11 protein-coding genes and 2 pseudogenes are annotated in these 13,393 nt (G+C 70.9%); 8 read left to right on the top strand and 5 right to left on the bottom strand.

All coding sequences use genetic code 11. The features are described 5' to 3' along the window. Positions 1-155: 155 nt before the first annotated feature. From ACFIF2_RS04280 to ACFIF2_RS04265, 4 genes and pseudogenes are all read left to right on the top strand, one after another. A pseudogene (locus ACFIF2_RS04280) lies at positions 156-329 on the top strand (hypothetical protein); the annotation flags it as partial. 42 nt (positions 330-371) lie between these two features. Next, a complete protein-coding gene (locus tag ACFIF2_RS04275; protein WP_395571382.1) occupies positions 372-1,787 on the top strand; it encodes a right-handed parallel beta-helix repeat-containing protein in 1,416 nt (471 codons plus the stop codon). A gap of 218 nt (positions 1,788-2,005) precedes the next feature. Next, positions 2,006-2,554, top strand: coding sequence for a TetR family transcriptional regulator (locus tag ACFIF2_RS04270; protein ID WP_395571114.1), 549 nt, complete (start codon positions 2,006-2,008; stop codon positions 2,552-2,554). Between the two features lie 297 nt (positions 2,555-2,851). Then, complete coding sequence (locus ACFIF2_RS04265) at positions 2,852-3,094, top strand: hypothetical protein (protein ID WP_395571113.1); 243 nt, start codon at positions 2,852-2,854, stop codon at positions 3,092-3,094. Between the two features lie 732 nt (positions 3,095-3,826). Here ACFIF2_RS04265 and ACFIF2_RS04260 read toward each other — a convergent pair. Both ACFIF2_RS04260 and ACFIF2_RS04255 read right to left on the bottom strand, forming a co-directional pair. Next, positions 3,827-5,056, bottom strand: coding sequence for an amidohydrolase (locus ACFIF2_RS04260; protein ID WP_395571112.1), 1,230 nt, complete (start codon positions 5,054-5,056; stop codon positions 3,827-3,829). Next, complete coding sequence (locus tag ACFIF2_RS04255) at positions 5,053-6,465, bottom strand: MFS transporter (protein WP_395571111.1); 1,413 nt, start codon at positions 6,463-6,465, stop codon at positions 5,053-5,055. The genes ACFIF2_RS04260 and ACFIF2_RS04255 overlap by 4 nt, the downstream gene beginning before the upstream one ends. A 124-nt stretch (positions 6,466-6,589) precedes the next feature. Between ACFIF2_RS04255 and ACFIF2_RS04250 the strand changes: the two genes are divergently transcribed. Then, a complete protein-coding gene (locus ACFIF2_RS04250) occupies positions 6,590-7,588 on the top strand; it encodes an Lrp/AsnC family transcriptional regulator (protein ID WP_395571110.1) in 999 nt (332 codons plus the stop codon). A gap of 168 nt (positions 7,589-7,756) precedes the next feature. After that, complete coding sequence (locus ACFIF2_RS04245; RefSeq protein WP_395571109.1) at positions 7,757-8,329, top strand: HutD family protein; 573 nt, start codon at positions 7,757-7,759, stop codon at positions 8,327-8,329. Positions 8,330-8,469: 140 nt separating this feature from the next. On the opposite strand, the gene ACFIF2_RS04240 is transcribed toward ACFIF2_RS04245, so the two are convergent. After that, a complete protein-coding gene (locus ACFIF2_RS04240) occupies positions 8,470-8,760 on the bottom strand; it encodes a hypothetical protein (RefSeq protein WP_395571108.1) in 291 nt (96 codons plus the stop codon). A gap of 474 nt (positions 8,761-9,234) precedes the next feature. Between ACFIF2_RS04240 and ACFIF2_RS04235 the strand changes: the two genes are divergently transcribed. After that, positions 9,235-10,788, top strand: a complete 1,554-nt coding sequence (locus tag ACFIF2_RS04235) for a GMC family oxidoreductase (protein WP_395571107.1) — start codon at positions 9,235-9,237, stop codon at positions 10,786-10,788. 12 nt (positions 10,789-10,800) lie between these two features. Here ACFIF2_RS04235 and ACFIF2_RS04230 read toward each other — a convergent pair. Together ACFIF2_RS04230 and ACFIF2_RS04225 are read right to left on the bottom strand one after the other, a co-directional pair. Beyond that, a pseudogene (locus ACFIF2_RS04230) lies at positions 10,801-10,929 on the bottom strand (S-(hydroxymethyl)mycothiol dehydrogenase); the annotation flags it as partial. An 83-nt stretch (positions 10,930-11,012) separates the two neighbouring features. Continuing rightward, positions 11,013-11,474 (bottom strand): DUF3237 domain-containing protein, encoded by a 462-nt coding sequence (locus tag ACFIF2_RS04225; protein ID WP_395571106.1) that lies wholly within the window; start codon positions 11,472-11,474, stop codon positions 11,013-11,015. A gap of 255 nt (positions 11,475-11,729) precedes the next feature. Between ACFIF2_RS04225 and ACFIF2_RS04220 the strand changes: the two genes are divergently transcribed. After that, the gene (locus tag ACFIF2_RS04220) at positions 11,730-13,376 is read left to right on the top strand and encodes an ABC transporter substrate-binding protein (RefSeq protein ID WP_395571105.1); all 1,647 of its coding nucleotides are present in this window, start codon (positions 11,730-11,732) and stop codon (positions 13,374-13,376) included. The last annotated feature ends 17 nt before the right edge of the window (positions 13,377-13,393 follow it).

Raw genomic sequence — 13,393 nt, 5'->3', positions numbered from 1 at the left:
TCTTGCGACCCGTTCCGACGCGGCTTCCTCGAGCCGCGGGTACGTGACGCGGTGTCTGCTCCCCTCGATCGCGCGTGAGGTCTCACGCCGACGAACGCCGGGCCCGGCCGGGGCGAGGCGTCGCCGGCGCGAGCGCCCTCAACGAAAAGGCAGCAATGAAACGCACAGGCGCATACGCAGTTTCAGCACTTCTTCTGGGATCGGCGATACCTCTCGGTCTCGCCGGTGCGCAGACGGCACAGGCCGCGTCCCGGACGTACTACGTCAGCCCGAGCGGCTCCGACACGAACCCGGGAACCTCGCCGGCCAGCCCGTTCCGTACGCTCCAGAAGGCCGCGGACAGCACCGCACCCGGAGACACGGTCTCCATCATGAACGGCACCTACAAGGAGCGCCCGGGCGGCTCGGACGTCATGGTGATCTCCCGCTCCGGCCGGCCCGGGGCGCCCATCACCTTCCAGGCCCACCCCGGACATCACCCCGTCATCAACCCCGTCACCGCATGGAACGGCATCCGCATCAACGGGGCCTCGCACATCGTCGTCCGCGGCCTGGAGGTCAAGGGCAACAGTGCCGGCATCTCCCTGGCCGACGCCGAGCGCGGCGCCGGCACCAAGAGCGGCAGGTTCAACACCAACTGCATCTGGGCCGAGCCGAACAAGTCGTCGGGCGCCAGACCCCACCACATCGACATCGTCGGCAACACCGTGCACCACTGCCCCGGCCTGGGCATCGGCTCACGCGGCGCCGACTACATGACGATCGCCCGCAACCACGTGCACTCCACCTCGTGGTACACCGTCTACGCCACCAGCGGCATCTCGATCCTGGCCGCGCAGGACATCGACCGCGGCGACGGCCGGAAGTACAAGATCCGCGTCACCGACAACGTCGTCCACGACAACGAGACGAAGGTGAAGTGGGAGCGCTGCAAGTGCTACTCGGACGGTAACGGCATCATCATCGACACACTCAAGGACAAGGCCAAGGCGGGCGAGAGCGGGCCCGACTACCAGGGGCGGGTCCTGGTCGCCAACAACGTCTCGTACAACAACGGCGGCTCGGGCATCCACTCCTTCAAGAGCCAGCACGTGGACATCCTCCACAACACGGCCTACCAGAACGGCCGCAGCACCCGCATGGACAGCTACGCCAACATCTTCGCCCACGACAGCAGGGACGTCCGGCTCCTGAACAACGTGTCCTACGGCCGACCGGGCCAGGCGACCAATTCCAAGAGCAGGAACGTCGATGTCACCTACGACTACAACGTCTACTACGGCGGCCGGGCCCCCGAGGTGAAGGGCCCGCACGACATCGTCGCAGACCCCCGGTTCGTCGCGGCCGGCAGCGGCACCGGGACCGGCTTCGCGCTCGGCGAGGGCTCTCCCGCGGTCGGCTCCGGCAAGCATCTGCCCGAGGTCACCACGGACATCACCGGGGCCCGCCGGGACGCCGGCGCACCCGACCGGGGGGCGTACGCCTTCACCACCGACGGCACTGCCCCCAGCACCGGTTCCCCCGGGGCGAGCGGGCCCGGGCGGCGGACGTCCGAGAGCGACGGCTCCGCCCAGCCGGACGCCGAGGCGGCCGCAGGGTCCGAAGGGCAGGACACGAGTTCGTCGAGCGAGCCGGACTCCGGCGCGGCGAACGACGTCCGGGCCGACGGTGCCAGCGAACCGCTGGCCAACACCGGATCGAACGTGGCGCTCCCCCTCGGGTTGGCCGCGGCGGCACTGGCGCTCGGCGGAGCGATCATCTTCCTGCTCCGCCGCAAGCGCTCCTGACGGCGCCCCCCGATCCCCGCTACCCGGGCATGCCCCCCAGCCCCTCGCCCGGGTAGCGGTCCCCCGAGCGCCGTCGGGCCGGTCACGCCACCGGTGTGACCGCGGCCCGACGGCGCTCCTGCCAGACTCGTGGCATGCCCACACACTCGAACTGGACGGACTCCCATGACACCGGCGAAGCGGCACCCGATCCACCACGCGTCGCATGGCGAAAGCACATGAGGCAGCGCGTACTGGACGCCGCACGTGAGCTGGCCTGCGACTCGGGCTGGGACCGTGTGAGCCTGTCGGCCGTCGCCGAGGCCGCCGAAGTGTCACGGCCTTCGGTGTACAAGGAGTTCGGCAACCGTGCGGGCCTCGGACGCGCCCTGGTCGTCAGGGAGACACGCGAGTTCCTGGAGAGCGTGGCTCGGACCCTGTATCCGGGACTTCCGGACACGGGCGCGTCCCTGAAGGCGGCCGTCCACTTCGCTTTGACCGAGGCCCACCGCAATCCGCTCATACGGGCTGTGGTCCTGGCGTCCAGGCAGGGATCCGACAGCCTGTTGCCCTACCTCACCGCACGGGCGGACCCGGTCTTCGACACGGCTCAGAGTCTGCTGCGCGCGTGGCTCGCCGAACGCTTTCCCGAGCAGGACGGTGAACTCCTCGACATGGCGGCGGACGTCACCGTCCGGATGACCATCAGTCACCTGCTCCTCCCTGGCGCGGATGCCCACTCCACCGCGGACAGACTCTCCCGGTCCGTGCTGAAAATGCTGCAATGACCAGCGCCACGGCCTCCGTGATCGTCTGGGCCGGGAGCGGGAGAGGTCTGCCCGGCTGCATTCACGGAGCGGACACCGCTTGCGGAGCGCGATTCGCCCCACCGCACGACGTCGGACGTCGGACGTCAGGAAATGGGAAACCAGGTCGAGAGACGCCTGGCGACAACCGGTACATCCACGTTGTCCTGTGCGACTTCACGACAAGGCCGGCCGGATCCTGACGAAGACGGACCCGCGCGGCAACGCCACCGGCGCCGATCCGGCCGACCACACCACGTCGTACGCATCATCGCGCTCATGGGACACACGGAAGATGTCGTGGATCAGAAATTCTCGGTCGTGGGCGGATCCGCCCTTCACAGTGACGGCACCTATTACTGGCGGCGCGACACAGCCGAGTACGTGGAAACCTACGGCACGCGCCTTCCTTCCGCGTTCATGGAACACGGCGCGAGAACGAATTGGCACGCACCCTCCCTCACAGACGAAGAGATCATGGATATCGACGACTTTTTCATGTCTCTTCGCACACAGGGCTGAGCAGCCGGATTACCCGATCCCGGTTCAGAAAGGCAGCGGTCAGAAACCACCTCGGTCGAAGATCGCCACTTCCCGCCCCCACCGCGAGAGAGTCACAGGCGCACGGACCGAACGAGGCACCGATCGCACCGTGCACGCCAGCGCGTTCGATCTCCAGGCCAAGCCGCACCACAGTGCTCCGGTACGGCTTCGCCGTCTCACGGATCCGCTCAGTAGGCCGCCGTGGATGCCACTGAGGGCAGCCAGTATGCCGTCCGAGCCTGTTGATGGAGGTGGCGGTTGTCCCTCGGGGGCGATGGGATGGCATGGCGGGTCGTCGTACGCCGACCCGCGCCCCACCGTCCTGGTACCGGCAGACCATCCGGTCGCCGCCCTCGACGAGATGGACCTCGCGCGGCTGCACGGCGACGCCGGAAGTGCCGAGGGCTCCCGCCGTTCCCCCACGAACGAGGAACCATGCCCCAGGCCTGACGTTCGTTGAGCCCGGGGACCTGACACACACCGGCACCCCACCGGGCAAGAAACTCAGCCCACCGCAATACCTCTCCTCAGGCGACGCCCTCAAGGCCACGCGCAGTCCGAGCGTGAGGAGCACCGTCCCGGTGACCCGCACCCGGTGTCGTGGGGCGGGATGAAGGCCACCATGACCGTCGGTCTGCTCCCGCTGTGCGCTGACCCGTCCATCATCTCCCGGCTCGCGGACGGCTCCTCTCAAGGTGCCCCCGCAGAACGTCAGGGCTGCGGTCGGCTGTTCACGCAAGGGGACACGGTTGCTGCTCGCCTGTCGGCGAGTTGGTCGAGGCAGCGTCTGCGCTGTGCCGGATCCGTCGCGAGGTCGACGCCGACGTGAGCGAGGGCGATCGCGGCGTCGATCACTGCGCGGTCGGCTCCCGGTGAATTGCCGTAGCGGGCGAAGGGCGCGGTGTGGTGTCGGGCGCCTTCGGTGTCGTAGCCGATGGTCGGGTGGAGTGCGGGCAGGACGTGGGAGACGTTGCCCATGTCGGTGGAGGCCATGACCTCGCCTCGGCGGTCCACGGGGTCGCGGCCCAGGGCTCGGGCCGCGCGGGTGTAGGCGGCGGTGAGGAACTCGTCCTGGCGCAGGTCGGCGAAGTCGGCGCCGTGCTCGGTGAGTTCCAGCTCGGCGCCCGTGGCCAGGGCCGCTGCCTCCAGGCACGCCTGGACCCGGCGGCGGGCGTGGGCGAGGTCCTCCGTGGTGCGGGCGCGCAGTTCGTAGCGGGCGCGGGCGGTTTCGGGGATGACGTTGACGGCGTGGCCGGCTTCGAAGACGACGTCGTGGACCAGGACGCCCGGGGGCAGTTGCTGGCGCAGCAGGCCCACGGCCGTGTGCGCGAGGGCGATGGCGTCCAGGGCGTTGACGCCTTCCCAGGGCGCGAGTGCGGCATGGGAGGGCTTGCCGGTGTAGACGACGTCCCAGGCGCCGACGGCGAGGGAAGCCGCGCCGACCGAGTCCTCCGGGGCGGCGTGGACCATGAAGGCGGCGGCCACGTCGTCGAAGGCGCCGGCGTCCAGCAGCAGCGCCTTGCCGCCGATGTCCTCCTCGGCGGGAGTGCCGATGAGCTTGACGGTGATGCCGAGTCGCTCGGCGACGGCGGCGAGGCCGAGGGCAGCGCCGACCGAGGCGGCGCCGTTGACGTTGTGCCCGCAGGCGTGGCCGATGCCGGGCAGCGCGTCGTACTCGGCGCACAGCGCGACCACCAGGTCGCCGCTGCCGTGGGTGGCGACGAAGGCCGTTGGCAGGCCGGCGACCCCGCGGGTGACGTCGAAGCCGGCGTCCTCGGCGAGAAGGGTGATCTTGGCGGCCGACCTGTGCTCACGCAGGGCCGTTTCCGGTTCTGCGTGCAGGCTGTGGCTCAGTGCGACGAGGTCGCGTGCGTGGGCGCGTACGGCGTCCGTGGCGGCGGTGCGGGCGCACTCCCTGGTGCGCGCGGCGAGGCTGGTCACGCGGTCCTCCCGGCAGGGGCGGCGACTTCGGGCGAGGGGGCGGTGGGCGGGGAGCGGAAGAGGACGGCGACCCCGGCCCCGCCGAGCGCCACCATCGCGCACGCGGCCCACGCCCACTGATAACCCGTGCCGGTGACGGCTCCCTGGGCGGTGGAGTGGGAGGTCCAAAGGGCGCCGATCACGGCCGCGCCGATCGCGGCACCGAGGGAGAGCGCCATCTCGTTGACCCCGACGGACAGCGCTGTCTCAGCCTCGTCCACCACCTCGACCGACAAGGTCCGGGTGGCCGCTTCGAACATTCCGGTGGCCAGGCCGACGACAAGGGCGCCCACCAGGTACTGGGGCACGGAGGAGTGGAAGAGGACCAGGCACAGGAAGCCGGCCGCACCGGCGCATCCGCCGGCCGCGAGCACGGCCCGGTCGCCGATCAGACGGGCCAGCCCTGGAGTCAGGGTGGAGCCGAGGAAGCCGGCGGCGACCATGGCCAGGGACACCAGGGAAATGGCCTGTGCGCCGAGTCCGAGTCCGAACCCGTCGCCGTCCGGCTCGGTACCGAGGTAGACGGCGTTGGCGCCGAGGAACCCGATCGTGCCGAAGGCGACGCAGAAGGTGTGCGCGCTGACCGCCGCGAGTCGGGGGTCGCGCAGCATCCTCAGGTTGACCAGCGGATGCGACGAGCGCTGTTCGACCTGTACCCAGGCGGCCAGCAGCACCACCGCCGCCACCGCCGTCAGCAGGGACGAAGCCGAGGTCCAGCCCCAGGACTTGCCCCTGGTCAGGACCAGCATCAGCATGCCGAGTCCGCTCGTCAGCAGCAGGGCGGCGGGCAGGTTGAAGCGGCCCGCGCGTGGGGCCGTGCTGGCCGGCAGGGCTATCGCGGCGGCGACTGCCAGGGCGCCGAAGGGGACCGCGGTCCACAGCCCGGCGAGGGCGTGTTCGTCGCTGAGCGTGCCGGCCACGAAGCCGCCGGTGCCGATGGACAGGAGCAGCGCGCCGACCAGTACCGACATGCCGATCCGGCCGTGTTCGGGGGAGCGTGAGCGCAGGATGCCGGCGAGCAGCGGGAAGAAGCCGACCACGGCGCTCTGGAGCACCATGCCGACCGCGAGCGTGGCGGTGGTGGGCCGCGCCGCGATGAGCAGCGAGCCGGTGGCGACCATCGTCACGGCGACGAGCAGCAGCCGTCGGTGCCCCCACATGTCGCCCCAGCGCGACAGCAGCGGCGTCAGCACGGTGAAGGCGATCTGCGACAGCAGGTACAGGTTGTTCTGGCCCACCCCGCCAATGCCGACGTGAGCGCCGACGACCGGCAGCAGCGGTGTGAGATACCCCTGGACGACACCGCTGCAGACCACGATCACGATCATCACCGCGATCAGTCCCCGGCCCCGGCTGATGGCGTTCGTCATGGCCTCACCCTCTTTCCCTTGGCTGGAACGCGACTGGTGGCTAGAGTGCGACCACTGAGGGAACTGAGCCGAAAAACGAAGAGAATCGGCGCGGAGCGGGGCTGCGGTGTTGGATTCGGTCACGGTGAGCGAGCTGGATCTCGCCCTCGTGCACGCCCTCCAGGTCCGGCCTCGCGCCGCGTGGACGGATCTGGCCCCTTTGCTCGGCGCGACGGCGGTGACCCTGGCCCGCCGCTGGGAGCGGCTCACCGAGGAGGGGCTGGCCTGGGTTTCGGCGGTCCCCGGACCTGCGTTCTCCTCCAGCGGCTGCACCGCCTTCGTCTTCCTTCGCTGCGTCCCGTCGGCCCGGGAGCGACTGGCGTCGCACATCGCGGAGCTGCCGGAGGCCGTGACGGTCGAACTGCTCGCCCCGGGACGCGCCGACCTCATGCTGGACGTACTGGCACCCGACCTCACGAGTGTGCAGAGTTTCGTCGACGGGGAACTGGCCGCCCTGCCCGACGTCCTCGACGTCGAATGCGTCTTCGCCACATCGCTGTACGCGGAGGGCTCCCGATGGCGGCTCGGCTCGCTCGATGCCGCCCAGCTCTCCGTGCTCGGCCGGGCCGGCACTCCGGACGGTCCGGGCGGGCCCCTCGTCCTGAACGCCCTGGACCACGCTCTGCTCGACACGCTGGCGGCGGACGGCCGGACCCGGCTGACGGAGCTGGCCGACCTCACCGGTACCAGCGCCGCCACCGTGCGCAGACGCCTGCACCGCCTCACCGCCGGTGGCGTGGTGGGGTTTCGCTGCGACGTGGCTCCGGCGGTCACGGGGCTGCCCGTGTCCGTCACCTTCCGCGGCCACGCCCCGGTCGGCGACGTCAACCGCCTGCACCGCACTCTCGCGACACTGCCCGAGTGCCGGCTGCTGGCGGCGGTCACCGGAGGCGCCAACGTGCTCGCCACCTACTGGCTCCGCGACATCGGCTCGGTGCAGCAGCGCGAGACGGCGGCCTGCGCCCAGCTGCCCGCCCTCCACATCACCGAGCGCGCCCTCGGCACCCGCACCGTGAAACGGATGGGGCACCTGCTGGACGGCGCCGGGCGGCGCACCGGCGTCCGGCCGATCCGGCCCTGGTAGGACGGACGGCGTTTCTCCTCGCTTACGACGACACGGCGTGCGAGTACCGGACCGCACGGGAGACAGCCGAAGCGGTGGCCCGAAGGGCGGACGGTCGTCGCCGCCACCTTCGTCACCCCGTACCCTCCGGACTTCCCGGTCCTCGTGCCGGGACCGAAAGGAGCGGACATGGCACCCCAGATTCTGCGCGCCGAGGACAGGACGCCCGCACCGTGGAGAAACGGCGGCGGCGTGACCTCGGAGGTGGCAGCTGATCCGCCCGGCGCCGGAACCGGAGACTTCCTGTGGCGGATCAGCGTGGCCGACGTGGGCGGCGCGGGCCCGTTCTCCGCGTTCCCGGGAGTCGACAGGATCATCACCGTCGTCGACGGGCCGGGCATGGAACTCACCGTGGACGGCGTCCCGCACCGTCTGGACACGCTGTACGAACCGTTCGCCTTCTCCGGTGACGCGGTCACGGGATGCCGGCTGCTCGGTGGACCGATCGTCGACTTCAACGTGATGGTACGGCGCTCCGTGATGACGGCCACGGTCCGCGTCGTGCGCTCCACCACCGTGGTGCGGCCGACCGCCGGAACGGTCGTCGTGGCGGCCGTCCTGGCCGGTTCGGCCGTCCTCCGGCCCGCGCAGGTCCGCCTCGGCCACCTCGACGCGGTCCTGCTGGCGAAGGGTGACGACGGCACCTTCGATGTCGACGGGGTCCTGGCCGTCGTACATCTGGAGCCCGTGCCCGGTCACTGACCGGCTCCGCATGGCCTGGCGGCTGTCCGGAGGCGGGCTGGGCGGGCCGGCCCGCCCAGGTCATGTCAGGGCGGTCGCCATCCGGTGGACCAGGCGGGCGCCCGCGCGGGCGGTGCGCCAGTCGACGTCGAACTCAGAGTTCAGCTCGGCGACGTCGCACACCGCGAGCTTGCCGCCGGCGGCCACCCGGTGGCAGACGCGCTCGACGACCTCCCCATCCGCACGGCCGCCGCGGAACCGTGATCGGCCGGGATGTCCACGTTGCCGCCGGTCGTGGGGCCGTCGGCGGGCGCCTCCGCTCCGGCGGCCGGGGCGTGCGTCCGCATCAGGGCCCGCAGGATCTCGGCGGCCTCCTCGCGCTCGGAGTCGCTCAGGTTCTCCCACGCCTGCTCGAAGCGGTCCTGCCAGGCGTGCTGCCGGCCGCCGCGCACGCCGGCCCGTTCGTCGTCCTGCGCGGTTTCCAGGTCGGCCGCACTCCGGTCGAGGCGTTCCAGCGCGGCACGCTCCCGCTTCCCGTCGCCTCACGCTCCCCGTCGCCCCGGGCGAAACCACCGCGCGGCCGACTGCCGCACGCCGCATGCCGTGCCGGGCGCTGGTGCCGGCCGTCTGCGGCACGTCACCACGCGTTCCACCGGTTTCGCACCGGGCACGCGGTCCGGCCCATCGGCTTGTTTTGCTCTTTGGCGTCCTCGATCCAAGACGTTCTCCGCGACTTCCGGGACGACGCCGGACTCCCCGGGCAGAGTGACCTCTGTTCGATCGCCGGCCACGCTGCATCGGTTCACCGCCGCGTTCGTTCACCGCTGTATTCGTTCACGGCTGTATTCGTTCACCGCTGTATTCGTTCACCGCTGTATTCGTTCACCGCTGTATTCGTTCACCGCTGTATTCGTTCGAGGGACGGGATGAGCATGTACGACTACGTCATCGTCGGCGCCGGATCCGCGGGCTGTGTCCTCGCGGCGCGACTCTCGGAGGACCCCGACGTGCGGGTCGCGCTGATCGAGGCCGGCGGCCCCGACACCGCGCAGGAGATCCACATCCCCGCCGCCTTCCCGCAACTGCTCAAGTCCGCACTGGACTGGGACCTCGACTCCGAGCCGGAACCGGGCATCGGCGGGCGACGCGCCTACCTGCCCCGCGGCAAGGTCTTCGGCGGCTCCAGCTCGATCAACGCGATGATCTACATCCGCGGCAGCCACGCCGACTACGACGGCTGGGCCGCGGCCGGGGCGACCGGCTGGTCGTACGCCGACGTGCTGCCGTACTTCCGGCGCGCGGAGGACAACGAGCGCGGCGCGGACCTCTTCCACGGGGCGGGCGGTCCGCTGACGGTCAGCGACGGCAGGTCCGAACACCCGCTGGCCTCGGCGTTCGTGCGGGCCGCCGAACAGGCCGGGCACAAGGCCAACGACGACTTCAACGGCGAGACGCAGTTCGGCGTCGGCCGCTACCAGGTGACGCAGCGCGGCGGTCTGCGCTGCAGCGCCGCCGTCGCCTACCTGCACCCCGCCCTCGACCGGCCGAACCTCACCGTGCTCCCCTCGGCCCGCGCCCACCGCGTGATACTCGACGGCGGCCGCGCGACGGGTGTCGAGGTCGAGCGGGGCGGCGGTACCGAGGTCGTACGGGCCGAGCGGGAGGTGATCCTGTCCGCGGGAGCCTACGAGTCCCCGAAGCTGCTGATGCTGTCCGGCATCGGCCCCGCTCCCGCCCTGTCCGCCTTCGGCATCGAGGTCGTACGCGACCTCCCGGTCGGGCAGGGCCTCCAGGACCACTACATGACGCTGCTCAACTTCTTCACCGACACCGAGTCACTCATGAACGCCGCGAGTCCCGAGAACGCGGCCCTGTTGCAGAACGAGGGGCGCGGCCCCCTGTCCTCCAACATCGGCGAGACCGGCGGCTTCTTCCGCAGCCGACCCGAACTCGACGCCCCGGACGTGCAGTTCCACGCCGCGCCCGTGCTCTTCCACCAGGAAGGGCTCGGCGCGCCGACCGGGCACGGCTTCTCCTTCGGCCCGTGCGTGGTCGCCCCGACGAGCCGGGGTGCGGTGACGCTGCGTTCCCCGCGCCCGGACGCGGCTCCCCGGATCGTGCACAACTACCTGACGACCCCGCAGGACCGGGCGGTCATCGTCGCGGGCATCCGGATCGCCCTGGAGATCGCCGCCCAGCCGGCGGTGACCGACCTGGTCACGGGCCCCTTCGACGTGCCGGCCTCGCACACGGACGCGGACCTGCTCGCCTGGGCGCAGCGGTCCGGGCAGACGCTGTACCACCCGACATCGACGTGCGCGATCGGCGCGGTGGTCGACCCCGAGCTGCGGGTCTACGACGTTCCGGGACTGCGGGTGGTCGACGCCTCCGTCTTCCCGACGGTGCCGCGCGGCAACACCAACGCGCCCACGATCATGGCGGCGGAGAAGGCGGCCGACCTCGTCAAGGCAGCCGCGTGACGCCTCGGCGGGTCATCCGAGGAGCACCACCGAGCGCGGAACGTCGCCCTTGCGCATAGCGGCGAAGGCGTCCTCCACTTCGTCCAGGGTGACGGTCCCGCCGACGAAGGCGTCGAGGTCCAGGCGGCCCTGCAGGTAGAGGTGGCTTCATCATGTCGTGTCCCCCTGGACGAACGGGCGGGCAGTCTGCCGCAGCATGGCATCACACCACTCCGCAGCCCCCCTCACCTGAGCGCGTACATGCGGATGAGTACGGCGTTGTCGCCGTCCGGGCGGGCGAGGCCGACGAAGACGGTCTCCGCGAGCCAGCGGTGCGCGGCGGCGTCCGTACGGAAGACCGGTGAGGTGCGGTAGTAGTGGCCGGTCTCGGAGACCCGCAGGTCGCCGTCGAACTGGTCCGGGGCGTCGGCCTTCGGCCGGTAGTAGCCGCGGTTGGCGATGTCGATCACGGAGCCGTCCTCGGCCTGGATGAGATAGCGCGCGTCCAGCTCGCACACCGGCCCGCGGGTGCTGCTCCAGTCGCCTCCGCCGGGCAGGACCGTTCCGCGCAGCCGGGGGCCGTCCACGCTGCCTCCGGTGATGGGGGTGAACTCGGTGACCTCTCCGTCACCGTGGCCGATGTGGAGCGTGTCGGAGACCTCGGCGCGGATCTCGAACGCGAAGTCGAGGGCTGGGGTGAAGGACATGGGCGGTTCTCCGCTTCCGTGAGGGAGTGCTGTGAGGGAGGGCCTTTGGGAGCGCTGCGAGGGACGAGCGGGGAGGGCACGACGCGAGATGGTCGCGTCCTGCTCTTGACGCCTTAGCTCATCAGATGCAAGCGTGACATGCAACAGCGTTATATGACACTCGTTTACGACGGCTCGTCGACGTTCCCGCCTCCTCCCCCCATGGCGAGCGCCTCCACTCTCCTCTCTCCCCTCTCTCGGCAAGGAGCCTCGGCCATGGCTGTGAAGAAGACGGTGCTGACGGTGCTCACCGGCGTGGGGCTGCTGGCCGCCACGGCGTGCGGCGGCCCGTCGGACGGAAACGGCGAGAGCGCCGAGCCTCAGCGCCTGACCACCACCACGGTGCCCGGCACCGCCGAGGTCGAGCGCGTGACCTGGGCGCTTCCCTACGGTGAGCCGACGACCCTGGACCCGGCGAAGGTGGGCGACTACTCGCCGCAGACGGTCGAGGCGAACCTCTGCGACACGCTGACGCGCATGAACGCCGACTTCTCCCTGAGTCCCGGACTCGCCGAGAAGGCCACCTGGAGCGACGACAGGGCCCTGGTGCTCGACCTGCGCTCCGGGGTGAGGTTCTGGGACGGCTCCCCCATGACGCCCGAGGACGTCGTCCACAGCCTGGAGCGCCAGCGCGATCCCCGGAACCAGGCCCTCTACGGGAACTTCCTCGCCGCCGTGACGTCCATCGAGGTCACCGGCCCGCACCAGGTGACGCTGCGGACCAAGGGGTTCGACCAGACGCTGACCAAGGCGCTGTCCACGTCCTTCGGCGCGGTCAGCCAGAAGGCGTACGCCGAGAAGGCCGGCCCCGCCTACGGGACGGCCAAGGGCGGCCTGATGTGCACGGGTCCGTTCAAGCTGGACTCCTGGGAATCCGGCGGCGGCATCACCCTGGAGCGCAACGACGCCTACTGGGACACCGCGCTCAGGCCGAAGGTCCGGCAGGTCGAGTTCCGGTTCATCACCGACAACAACACGTTGACCAGTGCGCTGCTGTCGGGCGAGGTGGACGGCACCTACGAGCTGCCGCCCAGCAGTGCCACCGCGCTCGCCAAGGCCGACAACGGCGCCGTGCACCTCGGCCCCTCGACCCAGAACGTGCTGCTGATCCCCGCGAACGCCGACTCGCCCGCGGCCGACCGCAGGGTGCTGGACGCCCTGTCCCTGGTCATCGACCGGGAGGCGCTGATCAGGAACGTCTTCGGCGGTGCCGCCACCCCCCTCAAGTCCCTCGTCCCACCGCTCACCTGGCGCGGGGACCCGGCGGCCGACCGGTTCGACGCCGCCTACGCCGCGCTGCCCGACGTACCCGAGCCGGACGCGGGGAAGGCGAAGGAACTGGTCGCCGGGGCCGGTCCGGTCCCGCGTCCGCTGGTGGCCGCCATTCCCGCCGGTGACCAGCGCTCCCTCCAGGCCATGACCTTCATCCAGGCCGCCGCCGAGAAGATCGGTGTCGGCATCGAGATCAAGCAGCTCCAGCCCACCGAGATGTCGTCGCTCTTCTACGACCCGTCGGTGCGCGAGGGCCTCGACCTCGTCCTCACCTTCGGCTACGTCTCCATGCCCGACCCGGTCTCCTACGTGGCCGAGAGCGTCACGCCCCGCGGCATCTTCAACTGGACGGGCTACGAGGACCCCGAGGTCACCCGGCTGCTCGACCGGGCCCGCACCACCACCGACCCGGCGGCGTCGGCCAAGGCGTACGCCGACGCCCAGGCCGTCTTCACCCCCGCCACCCCGGCGGTGTTCCTGGCCGGCCCGCACGAGCGCATGTTCATGAACGAGCGGATCAGCGGCGCACCGGCCTCCTTCGCCTACATGGGCATGCCGTGGGCCGCCCACCTCGGCGGTACCGGCAAGTGACCTCCCTTCCCCACCTC

The organism is Streptomyces sp. BK79 (assembly GCF_044142145.1).
Lineage (GTDB): Bacteria > Actinomycetota > Actinomycetes > Streptomycetales > Streptomycetaceae > Streptomyces.
Note: the sequence above shows the minus strand (reverse complement) of the source record. Positions and strands in the feature narration are given on the sequence as shown.

Excerpts from the sequence above, each read along its gene's own strand:
- ACFIF2_RS04275 (WP_395571382.1), top strand. The coding sequence starts at position 372 with ATGAACGGCACCTACAAGGAGCGCCCGGGCGGCTCGGACGTCATGGTG.
- ACFIF2_RS04270 (WP_395571114.1), top strand. The coding sequence starts at position 2,006 with ATGAGGCAGCGCGTACTGGACGCCGCACGTGAGCTGGCCTGCGACTCG.
- ACFIF2_RS04235 (WP_395571107.1), top strand. The coding sequence starts at position 9,235 with ATGAGCATGTACGACTACGTCATCGTCGGCGCCGGATCCGCGGGCTGT.
- ACFIF2_RS04225 (WP_395571106.1), bottom strand. The coding sequence starts at position 11,474 with ATGTCCTTCACCCCAGCCCTCGACTTCGCGTTCGAGATCCGCGCCGAG.
- ACFIF2_RS04265 (WP_395571113.1), top strand. The coding sequence starts at position 2,852 with ATGGGACACACGGAAGATGTCGTGGATCAGAAATTCTCGGTCGTGGGC.
- ACFIF2_RS04220 (WP_395571105.1), top strand. The coding sequence starts at position 11,730 with ATGGCTGTGAAGAAGACGGTGCTGACGGTGCTCACCGGCGTGGGGCTG.
- ACFIF2_RS04245 (WP_395571109.1), top strand. The coding sequence starts at position 7,757 with ATGGCACCCCAGATTCTGCGCGCCGAGGACAGGACGCCCGCACCGTGG.
- ACFIF2_RS04255 (WP_395571111.1), bottom strand. The coding sequence starts at position 6,465 with ATGACGAACGCCATCAGCCGGGGCCGGGGACTGATCGCGGTGATGATC.